Raw genomic sequence first — 24201 nt, 5'->3', positions numbered from 1 at the left:
GAAGCAGGTCCGTTATCAGAGTGTTAGCGGGAAGGTAAAGGCGAAGCGCCAGGCCGGCGATCTTATCTGGCTGGTGGCTATGGCTTAACGCATCACGTTCTGCTGGCGCAGATGCCGCAGCAGCACCTTTCCTCCCGGCATAAAGTCAGTGCCATAGCGCACCATACCTACGACGTCCAGCCCGGCATCAATGGCATAACGCAGCTCACCGGGCTGCGTCTGTTCCAGCATCACCACATCAACCTGTTTCAGCCGGGGCTCATACTTCAGTAATACGTCAGAAAGAATATGTACCAGCTGATGTGCGGTGCCGGGCAGCCCCTGCAGGATGAGCGTCATATCCGGCAGCCCATAATCGGGCAGATGAGCCAGGGCGCCGGCGCGGGTGTTCAGAATGCGCTGCAGGTTATCCAGCACCGACAAAATCACCTGTTCCCGTTCGCTCACCGCATCCAGATCCAGGCCGCCGCTGAAATTGCCGTAAAGCATGTCGTAAAGTGAAGGCTGCATCAGAGTCTTTCCCCTTTTTCCGCTACCAGCGTCAGTGTGCCGTCACCCAGCTCAATTACCCTGGCTTTGTCCGGGTGGAGGTCTGCGCGGGTCAGCAGTATTCGCCACGTCTCATCCTGAGTATCTGGCGACAGAAACAGCCCGGCCACCGCCACAAACGCTGTTCGCTCCTCCATGGGTACATCAATACTGACCGATTCGCCGGGACGCACCCGGATAGCCTTTTGCGCCAGCAGATCCGCTTTCAGAACCTGACTGTCAGCCGCTAACAGTGAAGGGTAGTCGGAGGCGTCAAAGGCCTGACGGTCGCTGAGTTGCCAGATGCGCACCACGGTTGAGAGCGCAGCGCCCTGCGCGTTGCGGTTGGCGCCTTCGCGGGCGCGGAAGTCGAGGTGCAGGGTGCGTATTTGTTTGTAAAAAAGAGATTTTGTGACGGACGCGGTGCCTTCGGATACTTTCTGCGTCAGGCCGCAGCCGCTGGCACTCAGCGCCAGCATCAGAGGAATAACTATTTTACCAGCGGTAGTCGCCCTGTTCATCTGTTTTAGTCCCTGAAGGTTGTTCCCGGACACGCTGATAACGCCCGAGCGGTATAGTGAGTAAATCGGGTTTATGCGAGGCGTTAAGGTTCCGCTGAGGCAGCACCGCGGTGCGGCCCAGCTGCTGTGCCGCTTCCCTCCGGCAGCTCAGCTGCGCATCCGGCAGCAGGGCGCGGTCAACGCACAGCTCCAGCCGTGCATCCAGCTTTGCTCCCAGATAGACGTGGAGCAGCGCCATCAGATCGCCGTGTAACTGTCCGCCAGGCAGCCAGCCGCGCATCTCCTCCGGATTATCGGTAAGCAATCGCAGTAATACCTGTCCGTTAACGTCGGTGGCATGCGTTCCCATGACCGGACGACGCATCAGGCTGACCGGCTGTTGCGTGCTCAGACGTAAACGGCAGGACTGGGGAATACGACGCGGATCCCACGGCACTATCTGCGCGCGCGTATCCGGTGCCAGCAGCGCCACCAGCGAGGAGAGACCCTCTGCGGTCCGGCCAGGCAACATCATGACCGGCAGCAGCGCCAGAAAGCGCGAAACCGGCGTGGCGATGTTTTGCGCGCAGCCGTCTATTCCCAGGCCAGCCAGCCCCAGCAGGTACTGAGAGGTTTCATCGGTGCCGCCGGCGGCGAACGTGGCCGGATAGGTGTATTTGCGCCAGATACGATAAAACTGCGTAGTCAGCCGGTGACTGAAGATATCCAGGAAATCCTGCAGCGCCTCATGCCCTTCACGCTGCCGGGCGATATCGTCGAGATAGTGCGTCGGCAGCGGAGATGCCGTGCCATACAGCCCCATAAAATTGATGCGTACGGTTGGAGGAAGGTACGGATACCCGGCGGTTTCAGCCGCGCGAATTTCGCCAGCCGGAAATCCCATGCCCGGGTGCGGCCTGAACCGTACCGGCTCGTGTCGCACCTGCCAGACGCTGCCCGGAACCGGCGCTTCAGGATCGCACCTCTCCAGCAGCTGACAAAAACGGTAAAAATTCATACGGGGCAGCTGGTCGCCCAGCCGTGCTATCAGCCGGGCAGACGCTAACTGTGATTCTCTTTCCATCGGATACATTTTCCTTCAGGCCGGACTATCAGCGAAAGCTGAATAAACTGATTCATGTCCGCATACAGCGACAGGAAACGGTTAAGCATTTCACCAAACAGATGGATATCGCCATCACCGGTAAAACCGCTGCTGTCGAGCGTTACTTCAACATCGAGACCGCGCAGCAGATAACCCGACTCAAACCGCTGCAGACGATGCTGCTGCACGTCAAGGATCGCCTCCAGCCTGCGGTTACCGCGTTCATCATCCTGCCAGTTATAGAGCGCCAGCGTGCCGCGCAGCACCTCCGCGCTGTTCATCATGTTGATAAAGCCAGAGCCGAGATGGCTGAGCACCCGCCAGTGAAAGCGGTCCTCAGCGGGTGGATAAGCAGGCAGCGTCGGGCGGGTGAGATTGCGCACCGTCACCGGCGTCTGCAGCACCTGTTCGCAGCGATCCAGCAGCGTGCTCTGCAGTGCGCGACGCGGAAGCTGGCCGTTGGTACCGGTAATGCGCAGCGAGAGCGTGTCGCGGGAAAGCAGATCGTCTTTCTCCCACTGCTGACCGCCGAGGATCAGCCAGGTGTCATGCAGGCCGGTGACGCCCCGGCGCACGCGGGTATGAAAGTAACGTTCCGGAGCAAGACGACGCATCATGCCGCCCCGGTGCCGGAAGCTGGTGAACGGAACATACTCAGCCGCACCGGTCAGTCCTGAACCGCTGACCGTATCCACCGAGTAAATTTCCGTGTGCCCATCCTGCAGGCGCTTTGCGCGCAGCAGATACTCGCTCTCCAGTCCGTTCACAATCAGCGGATCGGCTTCCAGTGCAAACAGGTTAATCACCGGCACGCAGTGCAGGCGCAGAGAGCTCTCTTTCACCGGTAGATCACTCTGCCACGGCTCGCTGAATACCACCTCGATATCGACGTATGCCAGCCCGGGCGGAAGCGCGAGCGTCTCCAGCCCATTCAGATTCACAAAACGGAATTTCTCAGGAAAGGTGAAGTATTCCAGCAGCAGCTGATAGCCGCTGAAAGCGCTCTCCCCCTTTGGCCAGAGCCGGTCATCCTCGTCAAATCCGCCGGGGCTGAACCAGCCGTCAAAGGCGCTGCGCTCCGGCTGCCCCGCCACGCGAATGTACAGCGCCGCCTGGCAGCGGGTCAGCCTCTGATGCAGTGCCGTCGCCACGGGCAGATCTTCTCCCAGCCACAGGCTCAGCTGGCGCAGGTCACACTGGCTCCAGTCCGCCTGCCCGCTGCTGGTCAGGCGCAGGCGCAGCACAGAGCGCCCATCCGGCTCAGTGCCCATAGCAACCCTGGTGACCGCCAGCGGGTTAAGCGTGACCCGCTTCGTGGTGCGATAGCGACACACGGTATTTTTAGGCCCCACGGGACGGGAAAAGATCTCCAGTCCTGCAGGCGCCGTCTCTGCCATCTTCATTTTCGGCAGGTCCGGCGTCAGCGCCACTACTGCGAGCGATGGAATGGTGCGCAGATAGTGCGGCCAGAGCATGCTGACCAGGCCTTCGGTCAGCTCCGGCAGGTCATCATCGATCTTCTGACGCAACCGTCCTACCGAAAAGGCAAACCCCTCCAGCAGGCGCTCCACAAAGGGATCCGGCGTGCCGGCACGATCCAGGTTGAGCATGGCGGCGCGGTCAGGGTGAGTTTCGGCAAACTCTTTTGCGGCGTCGCGCAGATAGCGCATTTCAATATCGTAATAGCGCAGCGTTAAGTCTTTCATATCCTGACGAGCCTCTCTTATTTGAACGCACCCATACCAGTCATAAACCGGAGAAACGTCAGCGATATCGGGAAGGAAATAATGTCCGCTGCAGCCGCAACCGGGGTAAGAACCACATTAGTCAGAATATTACCGGCATGAATATTGATGACCTGTTTATCGGTCCACAATTCAATTTCGTACTGACTGGCAGTTTTACTCAGCTGAGCGCCTTTTAAATTGACGAGCTCTGCGTGATTGATGACGCCTTTTATTTCTTCCCTGCTGACAAACGTATTATCAAAATAATGAAAGCCTGTCGGCTGCATATTCTGTATTTCTGTTAATGTCATCATTCCTTTGAACCATTTATATTTAAATTAAAGAAAGAGGTCAGACCGCATTAAGAAAAGAGTACTGACGCTCGCGCCGCATCGATAGTCACCAGCCCGGCCAGCAGCTGTTCCATGTCAGACTGCAGGCGGGCTTTATCTTTTTCACTCCGGCCTGCGCGGGCACGCAGTAACTTCAGCCGGCGGGACTTGACTTCAAATAACAGCGCTGGCTCCCACTCCGCCAGCGTCATACTCTCTGCGCCAGCATCGAGCGCGCCCAGCAGCTGCAGTGCCAGTTCCTGCCGACCAGACTGCTCAGCAATCCGTGCCATCAGCAGGCGAAGGAGCCACTGCTGGCGCGGAGAGTGGATACCGGGCCGCTGCTGCAGCCAGGTCAGCGCAGCGGCAATGCCCTCTCTGTCTGCCAGCTCAGTCGCCTCGCTCTCCAGCAACAGCACCTCATCTTCCGGCATGCTCGCCGCAGCGGCGGGATCGGGTCCGAACGCACTCTCCGTTATCATGACCTGCTGCCGGATCCAGCCCAGCGTCACCTCATCCGCAAACGGCATGCCGTCGCTGAAGGCCAGCGTTTCCAGGCCGCGCAGGCGGGAGAGCAGCCCTTTCAGATCGTCCTGAACAATAGCGGCAAATTCCGCATGCCCCAGTCTCAGCTGCGCCTGGTGCTGATACCACTGCAGATCAAGCCAGAAGTGGTTTGTTCCCCGACTGAACAGACTGTCCGCCTGCTCAGCCAGCTCGGCCCAGCTCTGCTGGAGCCAGAGGCGTTTAAGCAGCGCGCGCTGGTCAGATTTTGGTGGCGTCACACAACTGTTGCCGTTACCTGACAGCAGCGGCAGCTGACTGAGCGTGTCATGGCGGAGGGTTTTCATCAGCCGGTGTGCGGCCAGCGCGCCATTTGGCTGCTCGCGCAGATAAGCTGCCAGCGTTCGCGCCTGTTCCATCAGCTCCCGCCCGGAGCTGATGGCAGCCAGCGCTGGCGCAGCTGAGGCTGAAGACGCGTCTGCTTGCAGGCTGTCTGCTGCCGTCAGCGGCACTATCGCATCAGGACCGCCGGCGTTAAGCAGCCGGGACTCCAGCGCGCTGTAAAGCGCTGCGCAATGAATGCCGCCCTGTGCCCGGCAGATGTCATCAATAGCCAGCAGCGCCGCCACGGTGCGCTGCGCCGTCGCGGTCGTCACCTCCGGATAGAGCGTCAGCGTATCCAGCACGCGCGCGCCGGATATAAAATTCAGCGCCGCCTCGCGACTGCGCGTCCGCTGCGGATGCAGGTTGTCACCAAAGCGCTGCAGCAGGCCCGCCAGTAAGGCAAGTCCCTCAGCAAACCCCGCTTCGCCATCCTGCTGCAGGCGGGCCACGCAGTACCAGACCGCTACGCGGATATCTTTCGCTTCCGAAGTCAGTATCTGCTCCGCCAGCGAACAGATCAGTGCCATATCCGTGCCGGACAGGCGGTTCATCTCCTCCTGCATCCGCTGAAACGTATCAGTATAGGTCGGGTCTTCACCGGCAGGATGGCTGGTGCTTACAGGCTGCAGCCAGTGCTCCCATAAGAGAATATGCTCAGCAGCCTGCGCGCGGAGCGGTTCCGCATCCATGCCGCAGGCGCTAATCAGAGATTGCAGGGGCATCACTCCTCCTCAATGAATTCAGCGTTACCAGGCGGGTTCTGGGTGCTGCCGGTGAGAAAAATATCGGACGGAAGCGTAAAGTTGCGCAGCTTCAGCAGCGCCAGCGGCCCCTCGCCGGCTTCGGTACGCAGGGTGTAGTTTAACGGCCGCCCGTCGGGGGCATGCCAGGTGAGCTGCCAGCTGCTGCCCGATCCTGGTCTGGCGCTGACGTGCGCCTTTTCCAGCAGGCGGATCAACCCCCAGCTGCCCGGCATCTCACCGTACAGACGAGTGCCTGCTTTGGTGCTGATCCAGCTCAGCGACGCGCCTGGCGCGTCGGTGTCAGCAGGCCAGATAAAGCGCCGCCAGACCGGCTGCTGATTCATGTAGGTCAGCTTCTGGCTGTCGATTATCAGGTCAGTCTGCATTACGTCTGCTGCCGTTCCCGGACGCAGCTCAAAATGCAGGCCGGCATGACCGCTGGCAAATACCACGTCAGCAATCTGACTGAGCTGATTCAGCGCCTGCAGAAAAGCGGGATTAAACGTCAGACCGCGGGCGTTAATGCGGTCCGGTACCCAGCGGGTCCCTTCGCGATGGAGTACGCCACTCAGGCGAGCGTGCAGAAAGCGGGTAAGGCGCCCGGTGTCCGCATTGAGATATTTCGCCAGCAGCGGCAGTGATACCTCGCTGCTGACATTTCTGAACGGGTAGCGGCCACCGAATGCGCGGTTCCATTCATTCACTACGGCCTGCTGCCACTGTGCGTTGAAGCTGCCTGCAGCCGGCATCAGCACCTGCTGCCACGCCTGTTCTATCGGGCGCACAAACACCGTCTGCCCGAAACCGCTCCACTCCTGCCCCAGTCCGGCGGCGACCAGGCTGCCGTAGTCGCGTGTCTCAGTCAGATCAACGCTCTTTCCCTGAAATACCGTCCGGGCCAGCGCCTGCGTCATCGCCTGTGGATCTGCCGCGCTGGTGACCTGCTGCAGGCGCAGGCGCACCTGCGTTACGCGCGTCAGGAAAGTGCGCAGATTCATCGTGCTGCTGCTCTGATTGTCGGTCAGCGCCAGCAGCGGCCCGAACGTGGCATCAAGCGGCCCCTGCGGGCCGCTGCGCTGATCAATCACCGGGCGCTTCTCCCGGCTAAAGAGGTTTTGTGCAGATTTCACCAGCGAGTCGCTCATCGCGCCGCCGCTCTGTGCGGTACGCCCCTGCACATTGAGCGTGTTCATTAACGCCACCAGCGGCGACTGCCTGACGTCCGCTATCAGCGTGAGCTGGTCAATCGCATCGGAGAGCGTCGGCGCGGGCTGCAGGCGCAGACTATTAAGGAAGTGCAGCCAGGCTGCACTGTAATCGGCAAAGTAGCGGCTGGCGAGCCTCGCTTCCAGCGCCTCAGGCGAAGCCGCCTCATCTGCAGGCGGCGGTGCATCACTCAGTACCCAGTCCATCTCTTCACGCCGCTCACGCGCCACTTTTTCAATGGCAGGTTTAACGCCCTCTTCCCACGCCTGACGGGTGAACATACCGGGCACAATTTCATCAGTGATAAAGAGACGACCGGCATCCGTATCGCCGGTCATATCGGCCAGCCGCATATCGGCGTACTGGTGTTTTACTTTGGAGATCACCCGCTGATACTGCCGCGATTCACTGTTGGTTACCCCCATCTGACGCACCAGCAGGGTGCGTACCTGCCCGACCAGATCCGGGTCTGCTTTCAGCGCCCATTCGGGGTGAGTGATCAGATGCTCTGCATAGAAGGCCAGCAGCGTCTCCCCGGCTCCCTGCCAGTAAGCCTCATCCAGCCCCTGCCGCTGTGTCCGGTTCTGCATCAGCGTCTGACTGAACCAGCTGGCGTCCATACGTTCAGGACGCGTCAGCATCAGATAGAGTCTGAGATGCACATAGGCCTGCTTTGACTGCGTTTCACGCAGCGGGCTGTCAGGCGGGAGTGCGGCATACGTCTGCAGTGCACCGGTGAGCCAGGCTGCGGCAGCGTCGCGCAGGAGGGGCTGAGCTGCCGTGCGATAGTGGGGCCATAAGGCGTAAAGCAATACCCTGTTCTGATTCAGCCCGAGACGGCTATACCAGGGTGCACCATGTTCGTCCCGATACTGCAGCTGTCCAATCATATTCTGCAGTGTGCCCAAAGCTGCCAGGCGCTGATCCAGAGATTGATTGCTGTCAGCAGCATGTTCTGTTACCCGAACCGCCCCCACGATGCTGCTGCGGTTACTGGCAAATGACACCAGCATTCCTGCTCCCCATAGCAGTACCAGCGCACAGGTAGCGGAGGTAAGAAAGCCGCGCCATGGCGCGCCATAACGCAAAGGGCGCAGATGCGCGGGAAGCGAGGAAAAAGAAGGCGGCAGCGCATCCCAGCGGTTGTCGCGTATCCAGTAGTTCGGTATATCGCTCTCAGCTTTTGCAGAAGGAGCACTAAATACCAGACCTGCCAGCGGAAGCGAGCGGCGCGGACTGAGGAGAGCAGACACTTGCGCAATGACAAATGCATGATTTCGGCTAAGTCGATCGGCCAGGCTCAGAAGAAAGTGATGCTTCGGGCGACTTGCCACCTGCTGAATACCCTGCAGGATAAGCTGCCCGGTAAGTTCCGCCAGTGCCAGATGAATGGTGCTGGCTGCCGGCAACTGACAGCCAACAGCCTGTGTAATACGCCCTGGCTGATTGTCTGCCCCGGAATGCAGGGCCCAGATGAAAAGCGGCAGTCGCCAGCCCAGCGTTTTATACACTGACACCAGCGATTGCGCGGTAACGTCCGGGTGTTTATCGGATAATTGAATTTCTGATAACAGAGCGTCGTTATCACGCATGTCGTCAGCCGTGGAGGTCACCAGAATCAATGCATCTGCAGGTTTACCTCTTAGCTGGCAGATAGCCTCAAGCCAGTCCTGCTGCAGGGCTGATAACGGATCGCCTCCCCACAGTAACAGTGTTCCGCTGTTTTCCTGCCACAATTGCGACGAGAGGCCAGGCGCAAGGTTTTCCACATTCCTGATGTTTCCGGCGATAATCAGAATAGTGAGTCTTTTTTTCCAGAAGCGGCCATAGCGATGGCGAAGAACATGCCGAATATGATGAAGGGCATCACTATACTTTCGCACTGTTTTTTTTTGTTCCTGCAACAAGCTTTTGTTATTCACTACCTGCTGAGGTGCATACTTCTGCTGTACTTTTTTAGCATTTTTCCTTTGTAGAAAATCAGATAAATATACTATAAGCGCCAGGAAAGAAACGCATATTATCCAGATAGCCCAGATATACTTGCTATTTGCCTCCGAAGTTTCAATGTTGTTTTTATAATAGTAGATAAACAATGCACTCAAACATGCAAAGGCTATAACGACTATTGCATATCCAGGCATGATAAAACGGCGATTAACTGGCTGCTCTTCTGCCATCATAGAATAACCTCCCTGTAACCAGACACAGTGAATACGTTCCCTCTTTACTCCCTGAGATCAATAACTGCATCTCTCCCGTCTGGATGGCAGCATCAGTAAGTAATGAAATCGCAACCGGAAAAGCCAGCGGGCCTGAGGGGCCAAATGAATGATTGATACTTAAAAATGGGTGGTAAGGAGGTATTTTCCACTGGTGCTTATCAGCATACTTCACGAGTTCAATCATATCTTTCTCTTCAACCGCTGATAACCACACATACCTGATGTCGCAGGATTTAAGCTTGTTATACTCTGTCAGTACATCAAGTGATTTCATCAGGTTATCTGAATGCAGAATCCTTCCTACACCTGCTTTTGGATACGGCGAATAGTTATCAACGTTTTCTGCGTCACAAATAAGCTTTGCGTTAATAAATTCACTGTATTGACCTTCAGCCGCGCCAGGCCAATCCTGTAAAGTGACCAGTAACGTCATTCCTTTAATAGCGCAGGATTCCGACCCGGAAAAGTATTTGTCGGCACTACTCTGAATAACTGGCATCATATCCCATTGTCTGAATATGGCCTGCGTAACAATAGATGCATCATGGCTATCGGTCTGAAGCACGATGATCTCATAAAGGTTATTCCTGTATCCCGGTAGCTGCTGCTCCAGATTTATATCCAGGAAGCTGAGTTTTGAGTACAGATCTGGCAAATTATGGTGCAGACGCCGGCATTTAAGAGGGTATGCAGGAATATCAATAACATGACCTGTTAGCATCTTTACTCCATCCTCCTCCGGGCACAGGGTTATGCTTGCAATAATCGGCCTTTGCCACATAGCCCAGTGCTGCCAGCGAAGTTTATTTTTTTGCGTCTCAATATCCCATAAAATTACAGCATGAGATGAGTGCTCATATCGCAACCATACTATTCCCAAAAAAAACAGCCCTACAACCACTGCAGGTAGCAATCCATTGAAAAATATATCTTTGTAATTAACAGCATTCAGTAGAAAAATAGCAATTAGCGCCCCAGATGAAGAAAGGATCAAAAGAATGCTGCCCCATAATTTACCTGAGGGTAACTTTGGCATCTCTTTTTTTTTAAAATCCGGAATAGGCCAGTTCATCTTATCTATGCTACCCCCTCATTGCGGAAACTAATAACGTTGCAACCGCATTCACAGACGCAGCCGTGAACAACTACCTGAATGCCGTTATCGAATATCTTCGGGCTACCTTGCTGAATACGGTTAGTCCCATGCAGTGGGCATGATACCGTATCGCCTACTAACGCAACGCGCACGCCATTTATATACATCATCGAGGAAGCTGATATGACGCTACCACCATGCGTTGTAGCATCCCCCAGACAAGTCAAAGCTGGCATATATTAATCCTTTAATTTTATATAATATTCATTCTTAAAAAGAAAAGCCTAAAATATTCTGCTCTTGATTATCAAGAGTAGCAAGACATATACCTCCCGGGTGAAATTCACGATATTTAATTTATAAATTGCTCAGCGGATTAGATGGTTTGGTATACTGATACTCAGCACTGACCAGGGTTAAATACCTTCTGCTTTTTTGCAAAGAAATTTTTCTACTGCACTGACTATTAAAAATATCATTTTGACTGTTAATGTGCAAAAAACAATGCAAATGTATATTGCAGAATTATTATCAGAGTTATATTTAGAGCATGACATAAAAATCAATGACGGGAATTTTATATATTGATTTATTTATGAAGTTGGTTTTATGTCTTTAAGCGTATAAATAATATATTGCTACTCAGTTAGAAACGTTATTTTCTAATTGCATTGGGACGAACGCGGATAGTATCAGTGATCTGCTGCCAGAGAGTAACCGCCTCAGCCTGCGTAAGCCGGCCTTCACCCTCCGTTCCTTCTTGCAGAAAATTAACAGACAGCACAGGGTGCAGAGGGGATGCCGTTTTCTCATTAATACGAAGCAGGAAACGCAGCGCTTTCTGACCGCGGGTATCGCTGAGCATCCCTTCAGCCAGCCACTGCTCAGCATATAATCCACTAATATGGCGTCGCCCGCTGTGAATAGTAGAACCCTGGGCTTGTTTAATGTATGGCTCCATTATGGAGCGTCTTTCTAACAGAGAATCATCAGAAGCAGTATAATTATCACTGTCAAAATAAAACTTCATATGGGGGTACTCTGAAGAGAGATAATGAACATTAACATCTTCATTTACTGGCTTCGTGCCATCTTTAATGAACAATTCAGGCAGGCAAAACCCGGGAACCACAGGTATTTCACTCTCCTGCCTGGCAGAGATCCGCTTCAGTAGATCTGTAAGTTCAGCAATTTTTTGTGGAACATTATTTCCATACATATTTGGAAATTCCTTGCGATCTTCATCATAGCGATGTGACAGTCCATTATCAGCTTCAAGAGATATTTCCACTGCAACACCATTTGTATAAAAATGTGCTTCAAGGATACGCGAAGCATCGACAACCTGAGTACTCTCATTTCGCTCAAATATCACCCCTTCCATACCGTCTGGCAGAGAATAAACACCCTTAAGATAAGGCATATCTGCAGGCCTTAATGTTTTCTCAGCGCGTAACTCAGCTTCTCTTAAGCGGATTTTTTGTTCAAACGCCGGTCGATAGATACGCTTGTACTCTATCGGTGATTTCTCAATAAACGCCATGACACTATTTTGGGTTGCAGTGAATGTGTCCGGCAGGTCAATCAGATAACGGCCGATGCAGCGGGTGGTCATTTTCTGTGTAAAGTGCTTCACGTTTTTATGCTCCTCTTCGGTCAGCTTTATTTCCGGCTGCAGCCAGCTAGAGCAATACCAGCTGGCAAAAATACCAGCCAGCAGTATCATTACTGCAATTGCTTTTTTTATACTCATTCATACCTCAGCGCGGTCTGCTGTATCTGCTGCACAATTTTTACCAGCGCCCGCAGGGTAAACTGCTGTGCAAGTCGGTGTTTAAACGCTGCCTCATGAGAAACCGAAACCTGAAAACTCGCCTGTAAATGATGCTCAGCAATCCTTCCCGAGCGTACCGGAACCGTGCCATCCCCTGACTCTTCAGCTGGCAAAATCTGGTAAGTCTGGTGAATACCCTTTGCCCAGCCGCTACCTGAAAGGGGAGAAGAAACGCTTCGCTTATCAAACATCTCGGTTTTATCTACCGCGCGTCCTGCAAGGCCGTCACGCTGGCGGTTACGGTTCAGCCATGCGTCAGCGCGACGTGTGTTAGCCCGCCAGCAAACATCGCCGTAAGAACGATACGTTATTTCGGCGCTGTAGAATGCCCAGCTATGAGGATGATATTTTCCTGAAATACCCTCAATAAAAGGCTGAACTTTCCGTTTAAGAATTTTTGAAAAAATTTGCCAGTCTCTGTCACGATCTGCCGCAGTATGACTTTTTCCCGGGTTGATAAAATGATCCTCACATAGCCCCCACCACTTATCCCGCTGCAGATAGATTTCTTTGTAAGGATCGGTTTCCGGAAAAGCATAGGTAGTTTGATCATCGATAATCTTCAGCCAGCGCTGCCCGTAAGCTTTGCCTGGCAATAGCTGCAGGGGGCCAGGAGATTGTGAGAGCACCACAGTCATAAATTTGGCATTTGCTCCTAAAGCATGTGCAGCCATTGCGCCGGTAAAATTATCGGTGCCGTTTTCATTTCCGGCTTTCATTCTGCGATAAGTGGCGGCAGCTCCCGCAGCCGGCATCACGCCATGTATTACGCCCAGTACTTTGTCCGCTCCACCGCAGTGTTGTGTATAGTGCCGGATTGAGTTAAAACGGAGAAGACCTAATGAAATTACTATAAGAGACTATTTATCTTCCAGGATAATATCAATTCCCACAGGGGGTGCCCGTGTGCTTTCATAGCCGGTGGAAAAATGCAGGTCAGCTAAAGTGTTTAAATAATTAAATGTCCGCATGAGAAAAATTTAATAATGAATATCAAATTCATTATGCATTTTTTCAAAGCTATACTTAATCAAACTATAACCTGCGTATACTAGCAAAAACAAAATAGAAATTATGACATAGCGATAATCGTTAGTTGAAAAGAAAACATACCAGATTGACATAACCAGGCCTGTCGCCATCAGCATTGAGCCTATTGCCCTGACAGCGAGTGATGCCAAAATTAAGCCTATGCGTTTTATCAAATAATTTTTCATGACTCCTCTTACCATACTCTCAGGCAGATAAAATTAATCTTTTAAACCATTAAAAAATGTCTACATAACTCGTCAAACTCTAGAGGATTTTCTTTATGTATATAGCAGGCTCTTTCAAAAGGAGCAACCGTATCTTTAATAATAAAGTACGAAACCTTCATCTGAACATAAATAACGTATAGAAAAGAATTAGCAAGACTATCCATACGGCAATGAATGCGAGCATCTGCTACAACCAGGTATTAAGGCCATATAAGGGGCCGAAATGAAGGATCAAGTCCACTGTAATTACTGAGATGCAGGCTATTATGGCGGCAAGTCCCTCTCTGCTCCATGCACTACCCGGCATCATTATTTTCACTCCCTGGGATAACAGTACTGACAAAACGATCTTTACCTGAAGTAAACATCCCTAAAACCGGTTCGTTGCTGACAGATACAATATCGGCCAGTAATATGGCTAACAGCCACGCGCTCCCGGTTCCTGGAATGCCGTTATATTTTTCTAGTACATCAACTTCCTGCGGCACCCACGGTGTCAGATGTGATTGAGATGCTGTCATTAGATCAGCAAAACAATCATTCCAGTGCCCATAATCGCAAAACACTTTCGATGTCTGACAGGCGATCGTTTGTGTTTCAAGGAATAAACCTATATCAGCCTTGAAATTTGGCATGCATAGCGGCATCGGTCTCAATATGCGGGAAGAATGGTAAAGGTTGTGTTTTTCAACAACATCGTCACTGGTCACTATTATGGTCGCGAGTGCATCGGAATAATGTTCACTTCCCTGATGCTGTAATATCAGAATCAAATCGATATCGAAAACAGGATTTTTCAGGCGCTCTTCAACCCAGGCAAAAGAAAGGGTTTCACAATATGAAACCGAGCCTGTTATCGCATACTCGGGGTAGGTTTTTTTCCATGATTCGCGGAAATGAGTCTCGAAGTCAGACGAAATCATGTCGCTCACAATGGTAACGTTGAACCGCTCTGTCGCAGGCAATATCGCGATTGCATTTTGTACACCGGCCAGAGCCAGTTCGAGCAAAAAGGTGGAAGTCGCCGATTGCGAATCAAAATGGCTGGTGAGTGAAAGAAATTGCGGTGCATCCGCAGCATCTGATTTAGCAATGGCTTCAGAGGTCACTCCAGAAGGCAGCAGTATGCTGCTTCCAAGCACAGCCAGATAACGTTCTGCCCAGGCTTCCCACTGATGCTGTACGTATTCAGCTTCTTGCTGCAAAAAATGATGTTCATTGACTGCTCTACCCCATAGCCATCCTCGAAAACAAAAAAGTAAAAACCAGCCAATAACCGGGCTGGATGCCATCCACCAGATATTGAATACAGCCTGTGCCATAATTATTCCTGACGCATGTAGAATAAATAGCAAAATACCCATAACCGTGGCAACACTACCCGCCATCAGCCACCTAAAATAAGACGGCTGAGGTGGCAACTCAGTTATTGTGGGTTTGGATCTTTCCCAGCCCATTTATCATCCTACGGTGCTGTTCATCGTACTTGAAATTACCGTACAGCCACACTGGCACTTGCACCCATCGACAACAACAGCACGACCATTGAAAGTGCGATTCGGCAAACCCTCTAAAATTGGATTTGCTCCATGACCCTGAACCGGGCAACTCACCATGTCACCGACCAATGCGGCTTTTTTTCCATTGACTGTAATAGCGGAAGAAGCGGTAATTACTTTCCCGCCATGGGACGTTTTGTCGCCAAGTAAAATCAGACCTCTGGCCATATCTCATTCTCAATAGAAAAAATAATCATTTTATTTTCATTTTGTCGATTTGATCAAAGTCAGGGAAGAGAGTTCTTGCAGGAGCAACACTTCCGTCCGGATAAATTATTTGAGGATAAACACCTTTTATTTTTTCTTTTGGTTCAACATATCTAATCACTTTACTTTCATCTAATAATGGCTCAAATAGAACATTATCACCATCAGTAATCCTGTATTTTAAAAAAGTTCTCTTTCCATATAAAGAAAGATCTTTCATTTTTTTATTTATATTCCACTCTGTTATATAAGGGTAATATTTTTGCGATATTTTCAAATCCCCTTTAATGAATCTATATTGTCCATTTCGGGAGGCATCGTTATCAAAAGCAAGCGATACTCCTACAGCAGCACCGGGTACCAAGTCTTCGCCAAGGTGCATTACATCAATATATTCAATACCAAATGTTACGGCACTCAGCATCCATTTACACGAGCCACCACCAGTCATAGCAACTTTTGCTTTCCAGATATCCTCGCCCTCTTGCTGCATGGGGATCCCAATAACGTTATAGCTGGGTTCCGTGATAACTGAGCCATCAAAGCCACTGATTCTCCTTTTCATGCATTCATACGAGATGTATCTGACCTCCAGCGGGAACGGTTTCGTATACTGAGACGGGTTTTTTACTTCAATATTGACCCAATTTGTATCCGCCGGTGGAGATAACGTTTTGTTAGCAGCTCTATTTATGCTGCACCCTGATAATGAAAAAAACACCAATGAAAGCAGAATAATTTTTGATTTATTATACATTTTCCATCACCTCTTCTCCGTATTGAGCAAACCGCAAAAGCGTATCGTTACCAAATGGCATAGACAACGTAGGGGAAAGCGATACATCCAGAAGCCCTTCGATATCCAGAAATACTTCATTCCTTTTTAACTCTTTCTCCGGTATGCCATCTTTATTTTCTGCCATCTGCTCCCTGAATGAATCAACGTTATACTGGTGCTCAGTAAAGGTGCGTTTTTCCACTATGCCAGCATTATCAATCAGCTCTAGCACCTTGTTGTACATATAGGGCATATAGGAGGACATAAAGTGATTAAAGAGATTTAAATTAATTCCTCTGTCCGGGTTACTGCCTTTAGGGAAAAAGTTAGTGAGATCCGCTGATGTTAATGATGCTTTAAACTCTTTCTGCTGCTGACCGGCCTGCTGCATCTCCTGTTCCGCCAGCGCGGGTACCAGGAAAAGTTTGGCCTTAAAGGGTAGTAAATTTCTGATGGTGATACATCCTGCCGGCGTTGGCAGGTCTCTCTTACACTCTTTCCACTCCCTGCTCTGGGTGGCAGTGAGAAAGGCCACCGTATTACCGTGGTGCCAGAAGCAATCTCCCCAGGCAACCATCTGGTAAGCGAGAAGTTCACCTACTGACCAGAAAAAACCGAGCGTTCCCCCCAGCCATCCCCAGAGTTTATATAGTTCATTATCCAGATTAGCTTCTGCTGGAACCGCAGGAATTGGGTCGTTATCATTAACATGGCGGAAATGGGTAATCTCCGACAACTGCATTACGGCATCACGGGTAAAGGTTCGCGGCATTCCATAAGTATATAAGAGAGGATTGCTGTTTTTTAATGAAGTAGCGTGAATTAATGCAAGCGCTCCACCCAAACTATGACCGCAAATATATAAATCATGAGAATCAGATAATCGTTCTAAGTTAACAAATTCTGCAGCGAATTTCATATTAACTCTATTATATCCACTCCAGAATCCGGTATGTACTTTTCCAGCAGGCAGCAAGCTAGTACATCGCGCCTTACCTTTATCGCATAAATTTGTATTTACCGGTCTGAACGCAAGATCAGTCCCCACATCAAACAAACTGGCCGTTCCGCGCCAGGCAACGATCACCTTATTCGCGTTATAGACATAATAAAGCTGTGTATCACCATCTGCCTTTGTTGCAGCAGTATCGACCCCTGTATGTGCTGTTGCCTGTGAATTATTCCTGGCCACCTCAGGCGAAGTATCCCGTGAGGTATCCATAAATACCGGGGGATAATACCGTTCACTAAAGGGAACATCCTGTACCAGCGTACTCCATGCAGAGCCTTCTTTATAGAGCTGAGGTAAGCGGGATAGATCCTGACACTGATTAATAAAAAAGCGCGTAATTGACACCGTATCCAGAGCATTGTCATCTGCATAGGCAAGTGTTGCTGCTGCCCCAAGATTAATTCCATTCGCAATGGAATACCCCTTTTGATGATGCAGAACAAGCTCCCAGGCTCTGAAGGGGCATATTTCAATAACATGTCGCTTTTCAAGATGATTAGTTTTTATTACCACCCCTTTCATAATTTTATTCTGAGGGAAATGAAATGGCGGCCAGACTTCCCCATCTCTTAACTCAACAGAAGGAAGCATCCGGCAAAGCTGACCAATAACAGCATAATGCCAGATATACCCTTTCTCTTCAGCTTCAGGACGCACAACAGAATCATTTTCCGTATCACGACTAACGCGTAAGGCGCGTTTTTCCATTTCCGATGCCAGTTGATTACCATCTAACGTCAGCCTCAACTCAAGTCCATGCGGCATATCAATGCGAATAAGCCCATCTGAGTCACTTTGACCTGTATACATAAAGTTATTAACTGGTCCGGACACAGGATGAGTACTTTCCACAGTCCATGGTATATTCACTACAGGATCGCCCTGCTCATCAACCAGTTGAAATTCGACCCAATAAGGCATTTGCTCTTTACAGGGAGCAGATGGATTTTTGCGACAAAGTGAGGAAACTGTGGTAGTCATTTTTATTCTTCCTCCTGGCTATCGGCAATATTTCGTGGATATTCGATTTTTAACTGCGAGGGCATGGACGTAAATATGGGAGATGTTTTTCCATCAGCACCAGAAATTCCTGCATAGATATCGCCTTCAGCCGTTGTAATTTTATATGTGGTGAAAGGCTTGACTGCTCCGCTGGCTGATGACGTTGTGGTAAACCCTTCGCTATACCCTTTCGGGAAAGTCACAGGTGGTGTATCCAAACTGGCAGGTCCGGTCTGATTAACATTGGCAGCTTTCAACAAAATATTCCCCGGGCATCCCAGCTCAATATTTCCGCCACTAAGCTTTATATAAGCACCTCCGCAACTTAAAACCACTTCCTGGCGGGCATTAACCATTACACATCCCTGACCACTAGTGATGTTGATGTCCTGTAGTGCAGAGACCCCCATGGCGTCTCCTTGCGCCTGGATATCAACTTTACCCTTACCGGCGAACAACTGCATGCCAGAGGACTGTGCAAACAAACTCACTGACTCACTGGCAGCGACTGTGAAAGAGTGGCCGGCACTAATATCCGTGTTTTTCCCGGACATCAGGCCAATGCTCGCCCCACCCGAAGCAACGCGAACAGTTTCAGGACTAAGAATACCAATTCCGGCCGGGGCACTAACCAGTGCCCCAGGCATTTTCAGGTATTTTAATGAACTATTAAGTGCTTTCTGGCTGTCAATATCCGATAAGGTTGCTTTCGCTCTTCTCACTACAGCCTGCAGGCTTCTTGCCAGGGTAAGAGCCTGTTCGAGTTGTTGAACAGCGCTGTCCATTTCAAGCATTTTACCGCCGACATCAGGTTGCGCATCTGCAGTAATTAATACGCCCTTCCCACCGCGCACACTTACCCAGTCATTCGTCCGCAGTTCAGCCCCTTCACCACGAAGAACCCTGCTCGCGTTGACGTTATGTCCCAGATTCAGCTGCGTCTTCCCGCCATACTCCGTGCTGAGCTTGATGTGCTCCTCACCGCGCTTATCTTCCATGCGCAGCTTGTTAAGGCCTGCCGTACGGATGACGTTGCGCGTGCTGTTCTCTTCAGTGACGTGATCGACATGCCTTGAATCGTGTAACGCGTGTGCGATATAAGGCTGGTCCGGATCGCCTTCGCGGAACGCTATCGCTACCTCGGTGCCCTGTATCAGTGGGAAGTGGAAGCCGTACATATCGCCACCGTAGGGTTTCGCCAGGCGCACCGGCATGCTCTCCAGACCGCGCTCCCGGCTCTCCTCGTCGGCGTCAAATACCACGCGGTATAATCCCGCGGCATCCTGCCAGGCGTAGATATCGTTATCTTTCGCGCTGGTCACGCGCGCCGTCATGGTGCCGCTGACTTTTGGGCGTTCAAGTAAATCAGGACGCCAGCAGAGGGTTTCACTGTAAGGTACCGCGTCCAGCATGGCCTGAAAGGCTGAACGCCGGCTCCCGCTGACGCTGATGCGGGTTATCAATGCAGGACTCTGCAGCTGTGCAGGCAGAGTGGCTATGCCTGACCCGGTAACCAACAAAACCTGTCCCGGGCTGACAAAAGCGTCATTGCATACCCCGGTTATCAGCGTCTGTTGGGCAAGAAAACGCTCGTGGTCGAGGCGGGCATAGAAGTTGGCGGTCTCAGGCTCCGGATAAAATTTATCGCCGCTCTGCGGGTGGCGCGGGCAATAGTGATAAACCTGACCATAAGAGATGTTTTCGCCATCCCCTCGCGTCACGTCTGCCTGCACCGACCGCAGCACGCGGTGTGCTTCGCGATGGTTATAATCTTTTGCGGTAACGCCCGCTTCAGCGACGTTATATGAGATATTCAGGTTCCAGATGGACCCCTGAGCATTGTCGTTCAGACCCGATGGATTGCTCAGCGGCAGTAACCTCTGGCCGTCATAGGCGCTCTGCGCGTCGCCAAATCGGATGACCTCAGTTTTTGTGTCCGGCTGCAGTGTGAAGAAGTAAAAAATGCCAGTTTCCGACAACAGACGCCGTATAAACTGCAGGTCACTCTCCTGATACTGGTTAATCTGCTCTCTTTTGGGGTAATCCTGCTTCAGGCTGAATTCATATTCCCACCCCTGAAAACCATGTTCATCCAGTATCTGGCTGACCACTTCCGGCACGGATTTATTCACAAAAAATCGGTGTGAGCGATATTGTTTATCCAGAAGCGAGAATCGGGGTTCTATGACGATAAGATAGCTGACCTGATCTGCGGAACCCGTCAGACGGCGGAAATCGGTGATATAACCGTGAACAACCTTGTGTGATTCAGATTCAGGCAGTAAACCGGTTCGCATGGTTAGCGTGACCGTTTTGCGCAGCATCTGCTCCGGCTGGATGTCTTTATCCGGGCTGGTGAACATCACGCTGTAAAGGTAATTAACGCTCATGCCCTCTGTACCGGTCAGGTTTTCCACATCAACCGGAGAGGCACAGGATGGAATTAATATAGAATAACGATTAAGCGTAGAGGAGACTGCCGATGCAGCACGTTGTAGTAAATCAGTCGGGATCATTGTCATTCGCTCCGTGATGACGAATTGCTATCTCCCTCACTGAGTGCAGAAGGAGTAACTCCGAATTATTAATAATTATTTTTTACTGACCTGAAAATAGTAATGCTTACTAAAAACGTTAACCACTTAGCGTAGACCATAGCATACTTAGCTGACTATAATCATGGACTCTGCGTTTATTTCTCTAATGCCAGTTGGTTGTATCATCAAATATTCGCTTAATAGCAAAGCTGTAAAGCATGTAGCCGGCAACCATTTCAAGCAGCGACAATACGCCCCATCCTATTCTCCATTGGCTCATGGAAAAAAAGAAAAACCATATTGAAAACCCGGAGCCAGAAATAAAAAGACCCGTTCCCAGCCCCTGAATGAGCCGGGAAATAAATGTTAATATTACCTGTCTTGCTTTCATAAACCCTCAAAGAAATATTTGCATATTTTCTTAAACTCTTCCGGATTAGATTCAGCGATATCGCATGCTTTCTCATAAGGCCTAACAACATCTTCTATAATAAAATAGAGTAAATCCAGATTTCCTCTGCTTTTAAGCTTATACCAGCGTTCAAAATTTCTTTGCCTTAATGCAAGTGAGGTATAAATTGCCCGGGATTGTTCGGCCCCGATTGCCAGAATTCCTGATATTGCAAAACCAGACATAATGGATCCGAGCATACTGCTCAGCAGTACCCTTCCCAGATTGACACCTGTCAGTGATGTAAAAGTTGCCCCACCTGTCACCGTAGCGGATACGTTACCCATGGCCTTCAGGACATCATATCTGTCGACTCTGTCGATAAATTCATTTATGAACACTTCAATCGCACGAGGCAGAACGTCCTGTTCTGCTACGCCGTTTTTTATTAACTCAGCAAACCGAATTTTATCGTCAAAACGGCTACTGTGGCTGTCAGTATCAAGGAAGTCATATCCCAGATAAGCCAGTGATACGGGCAAACGAATAAGACCTTTTGTAAACGCTACCATCATTCCATCGCGATCGGCGTTTATTACAGCCAGCATTTTTCGGGCAATTTCCTTTGCGCTGTCCATTCGTTTCAGCCTTTGAATTCAATCAGTACACTGCCCTCTTCATTCCAGTCAAGACTGATGCTCTCTGGCAATTTCCCCCTGGCCTGATACTGCAGTAACTGCTGACTCACAATCGGCAAAATCTGCTGACTGAGCAGACTGTCAACGTTGCGCGCGCCGGTATCCGGCAGCAGGCAGGCGGAGGTGAGGGCATCACAGAGCGCGTCTGTGATATCCGTATGCAGGCCGTAGTGACGCTGCAGGCGATCTCTGACCTTCTCAAGCTTCGTTTCAACGATGATACGCATCGTGTCACGGCTCAGCGGGCGGTAAATTACCGTCTGGAAGCGCGCCAGCAGTGCCGGCTGGAAATGGTCGCGGATAATCGGACGCAGCAGTTGCTGCAGATCCGCCTCGCTGGCGTCCGGCTGTTCACTGAGCAACCGCATTAGCGCGTCGCTGCCGAGATTGGAGGTCATCAGGATAACCGTATTGCGGAAATCAATTTCCCGTCCCTCGCCGTCGCGCATAAAGCCCCGGTCAAATACCTGATAAAACAGGTTAACCACGTCGCGGTGCGCTTTCTCCACCTCATCAAGCAGGATCACACTATACGGGCGCTGGCGCACTGCTTCGGTCAGTACGCCGCCCTGACCATAGCCCACGTAGCCCGGCGGCGAGCCCTTGAGCTGGCTCACCGTATGCGCCTCCTGGTACTCGGAGAGATTAATGGTGATCAGCGACTTTTCGCCGCCGTACAGCGTGTCAGCCAGCGCCAGCGCCGTCTCTGTCTTACCAGTTCCGCTGGTGCCCACCAGCAGAAACACGCCCAGCGGGCCGTTCTCAGCGGTCAGGCCGGTTTTCGACACCCGCAGTCGCTGTGCGATGGCATTCAGCGCTGCCGGCTGGCCTGCCACGCGGGTTTCCAGCGTCTTTTCCAGTGTCAGCAGCGCCGTCTGCTCATTCTTCATTAAGGAAGAGATCGGTACGCCGGTCCAGTCGGCAATGACGCCCGCTACCGTACGCGCGTCTACGTCCAGCGTGATCAGCGGCTCACCCTGCTGCAGCGTCTGCAGGGCAGAGTGTAACGTGCCACGCCTGACGTTCTGCGTCGCGTCCTGACGACAGGCCAGCAGCGTCTCCATCATTTCGCGCTCGGCCTGGTAACGCAGCTCCAGCTGTTCAAGGCGTTCCTCAGCGCGGGCCAGCTCGCTCAGAATGTCATGCATGCGCCCTGCCTGGACGGGACCGCCCAGCGCTTCATCATCCAGAATGGCGCGTTTTTCAACGTTCAGCGCGTCCGTGCGGGCACGTAACCGCGTGATGGCTTCCGGCACCGTATCCTGACTCATACGTACGCGGGCGCTCGCGGTATCCAGCAGGTCTACTGCCTTATCAGGCAGCTGTCGTCCGGTCAGGTAACGCCGGGAAAGCGTAACGGCCGCGCGGACGGCGGCATCGCTAATATGTACGTCATGATGCTTTGCGTAACGCGATTTCAGGCCTCTGAGCATCAGGCAGGCGGTTTCATCATCCGGTTCATCAACTTTTACCCTCTGAAAGCGACGCTCCAGCGCGGCGTCCTTTTCGAAGTACTGCTTGTACTCGCTCCAGGTGGTAGCCGCGATGGTACGTAGCTCGCCACGCGCCAGCGCGGGTTTGAGCAGGTTAGCCGCATCTGCGCCACCGGCCTGATTACCGGCACCGATGAGGGTGTGCGCTTCGTCAATGAATAGCAGCACCGGCTGCTCCGCCTGCTGTATCTCAGTAATGATGGTTTTGAGGCGCTGCTCAAACTCGCCCTTTACGCCCGCCCCCGCCTGCAGCATACCGAGGTCAAGCGTGCGCACGCTGACCGTGCTAAGACTCTCCGGCACGTTGCCTTCGGCAATGTGCAGCGCCAGCCCTTCCACCAGCGCAGTTTTACCCACGCCCGGCTCGCCCACCAGAATCGGGTTGTTCTTGCGGCGGCGGGAGAGAATATCCACCATCTGGCGGATTTCATTATCGCGCCCGTATACCGGGTCGATCTTTCCGTCGCGCGCATCAGCAGTCATGTCGCGGGTAAAGCGGCATAGCGCCTCTGAGGCAGCGGATTTTTTTTCTCCGGGAAGATCGGACGGCTGAACGGTGATATCCGGTATACACTGCGGCTCCGCCTGGCTTTCATCCGATTGCGCATCCAGCAGCGGGCGCAGCGCCGTTATCCGGGGCCGAGCCAGGGTAAGAACCGGCCAGAGTGCAGCACAGCACATCAGCCCGTGATGATCGGCCATGGCGAGCAGCAGGTGCAGGCTGCGGATACGCTCCTCCCCGGCCATCGAGGCAGCCAGCCAGGCCTCCTTTAGCAGATGGTGCAGACGGGCCGACAGCGCTGGCCGGCCACACACCTGACGTGGCCGATCGTTGAGAAAGCTCAGCAGATCCTGCCAGACGTCATCCATGTCCCACTCGTAGCGACGCGCGATGACCGTGATGTCCCCTTCTCCCTGCTCCAGCAGTTTAAGCAGCCAGTGCTCAGGTAAGATTTCTGCATGTGCGCGGATCTGGCACAGTGAGGCAGCGGCCTCCAGCGCACGCGCGCAGAAAGGGTTAAGCCGGCGCAGCAGCGCTGCAGACGCATGTTCCATATATTTTCTCTCCGTTTCAGGCACG

19 protein-coding genes are annotated in these 24201 nt (G+C 51.9%); all 19 read right to left on the bottom strand.

The genetic code is table 11. The features are described 5' to 3' along the window. Positions 1-84 precede the first annotated feature (84 nt). Positions 85-510, bottom strand: a complete 426-nt coding sequence (gene tssE, locus FS690_RS10180) for a type VI secretion system baseplate subunit TssE (RefSeq protein ID WP_071669212.1) — start codon at positions 508-510, stop codon at positions 85-87. Then, positions 510-1049: a type VI secretion system lipoprotein TssJ gene (gene tssJ / locus FS690_RS10175; protein ID WP_039380439.1), complete on the bottom strand. Its 540-nt coding sequence runs from the start codon at positions 1047-1049 to the stop codon at positions 510-512. Before tssJ ends, tssE begins: the two co-directional genes overlap by 1 nt. Then, the gene (gene tssG, locus FS690_RS10170; protein WP_108569921.1) at positions 1024-2121 is read right to left on the bottom strand and encodes a type VI secretion system baseplate subunit TssG; all 1098 of its coding nucleotides are present in this window, start codon (positions 2119-2121) and stop codon (positions 1024-1026) included. The genes tssJ and tssG overlap by 26 nt, the downstream gene beginning before the upstream one ends. Beyond that, entirely contained in the window at positions 2091-3839 is a 1749-nt protein-coding gene (gene tssF / locus FS690_RS10165; RefSeq protein ID WP_145339566.1) for a type VI secretion system baseplate subunit TssF, read from the bottom strand. The genes tssG and tssF overlap by 31 nt, the downstream gene beginning before the upstream one ends. A gap of 17 nt (positions 3840-3856) precedes the next feature. After that, entirely contained in the window at positions 3857-4174 is a 318-nt protein-coding gene (locus tag FS690_RS10160; RefSeq protein ID WP_145339564.1) for a hypothetical protein, read from the bottom strand. Positions 4175-4221: 47 nt separating this feature from the next. Further along, positions 4222-5805, bottom strand: coding sequence for a type VI secretion system protein TssA (gene tssA / locus FS690_RS10155; RefSeq protein WP_186368986.1), 1584 nt, complete (start codon positions 5803-5805; stop codon positions 4222-4224). Further along, a complete protein-coding gene (locus FS690_RS10150; protein ID WP_370512305.1) occupies positions 5802-9209 on the bottom strand; it encodes an ImcF-related family protein in 3408 nt (1135 codons plus the stop codon). Before FS690_RS10150 ends, tssA begins: the two co-directional genes overlap by 4 nt. Continuing rightward, positions 9187-10326 (bottom strand): hypothetical protein, encoded by a 1140-nt coding sequence (locus FS690_RS10145; protein ID WP_145339560.1) that lies wholly within the window; start codon positions 10324-10326, stop codon positions 9187-9189. The genes FS690_RS10150 and FS690_RS10145 overlap by 23 nt, the downstream gene beginning before the upstream one ends. A 5-nt stretch (positions 10327-10331) precedes the next feature. Then, on the bottom strand, positions 10332-10586 hold the full coding sequence (locus tag FS690_RS10140; protein ID WP_094111000.1) for a PAAR domain-containing protein: 255 nt from the start codon (positions 10584-10586) through the stop codon (positions 10332-10334). A gap of 419 nt (positions 10587-11005) precedes the next feature. Then, positions 11006-12103 (bottom strand): T6SS immunity protein Tli4 family protein, encoded by a 1098-nt coding sequence (locus FS690_RS10135; RefSeq protein ID WP_145339558.1) that lies wholly within the window; start codon positions 12101-12103, stop codon positions 11006-11008. Further along, positions 12100-12903: a hypothetical protein gene (locus FS690_RS10130; protein ID WP_145339556.1), complete on the bottom strand. Its 804-nt coding sequence runs from the start codon at positions 12901-12903 to the stop codon at positions 12100-12102. Before FS690_RS10130 ends, FS690_RS10135 begins: the two co-directional genes overlap by 4 nt. An 836-nt stretch (positions 12904-13739) precedes the next feature. Continuing rightward, on the bottom strand, positions 13740-14765 hold the full coding sequence (locus FS690_RS10125; RefSeq protein ID WP_255471484.1) for a hypothetical protein: 1026 nt from the start codon (positions 14763-14765) through the stop codon (positions 13740-13742). A gap of 138 nt (positions 14766-14903) precedes the next feature. After that, positions 14904-15170 carry a PAAR domain-containing protein gene (locus FS690_RS10120; protein ID WP_145339552.1) on the bottom strand — a complete coding sequence of 89 codons (267 nt, stop codon included), beginning with the start codon at positions 15168-15170 and terminating at the stop codon, positions 14904-14906. Between the two features lie 25 nt (positions 15171-15195). After that, on the bottom strand, positions 15196-15966 hold the full coding sequence (locus FS690_RS10115) for a hypothetical protein (RefSeq protein ID WP_145339550.1): 771 nt from the start codon (positions 15964-15966) through the stop codon (positions 15196-15198). Further along, entirely contained in the window at positions 15959-17980 is a 2022-nt protein-coding gene (locus FS690_RS10110; protein WP_145339548.1) for a lipase family protein, read from the bottom strand. Before FS690_RS10110 ends, FS690_RS10115 begins: the two co-directional genes overlap by 8 nt. Positions 17981-17982: 2 nt before the next feature. After that, positions 17983-20517 carry a type VI secretion system Vgr family protein gene (locus FS690_RS10105; protein ID WP_145339546.1) on the bottom strand — a complete coding sequence of 845 codons (2535 nt, stop codon included), beginning with the start codon at positions 20515-20517 and terminating at the stop codon, positions 17983-17985. Between the two features lie 184 nt (positions 20518-20701). Beyond that, on the bottom strand, positions 20702-20929 hold the full coding sequence (locus FS690_RS10100; protein WP_145339544.1) for a hypothetical protein: 228 nt from the start codon (positions 20927-20929) through the stop codon (positions 20702-20704). Further along, a complete protein-coding gene (locus FS690_RS10095; protein ID WP_145339542.1) occupies positions 20926-21567 on the bottom strand; it encodes a hypothetical protein in 642 nt (213 codons plus the stop codon). Before FS690_RS10095 ends, FS690_RS10100 begins: the two co-directional genes overlap by 4 nt. 5 nt (positions 21568-21572) lie before the next feature. Further along, positions 21573-24176, bottom strand: a complete 2604-nt coding sequence (gene tssH / locus FS690_RS10090; protein WP_145339540.1) for a type VI secretion system ATPase TssH — start codon at positions 24174-24176, stop codon at positions 21573-21575. Positions 24177-24201 lie beyond the last annotated feature (25 nt).

This window comes from Pantoea sp. PSNIH1 (genome assembly GCF_007680655.1).
Classification (GTDB): Bacteria; Pseudomonadota; Gammaproteobacteria; order Enterobacterales; family Enterobacteriaceae; genus Pantoea; species Pantoea eucrina.
Note: the sequence above shows the minus strand (reverse complement) of the source record. Positions and strands in the feature narration are given on the sequence as shown.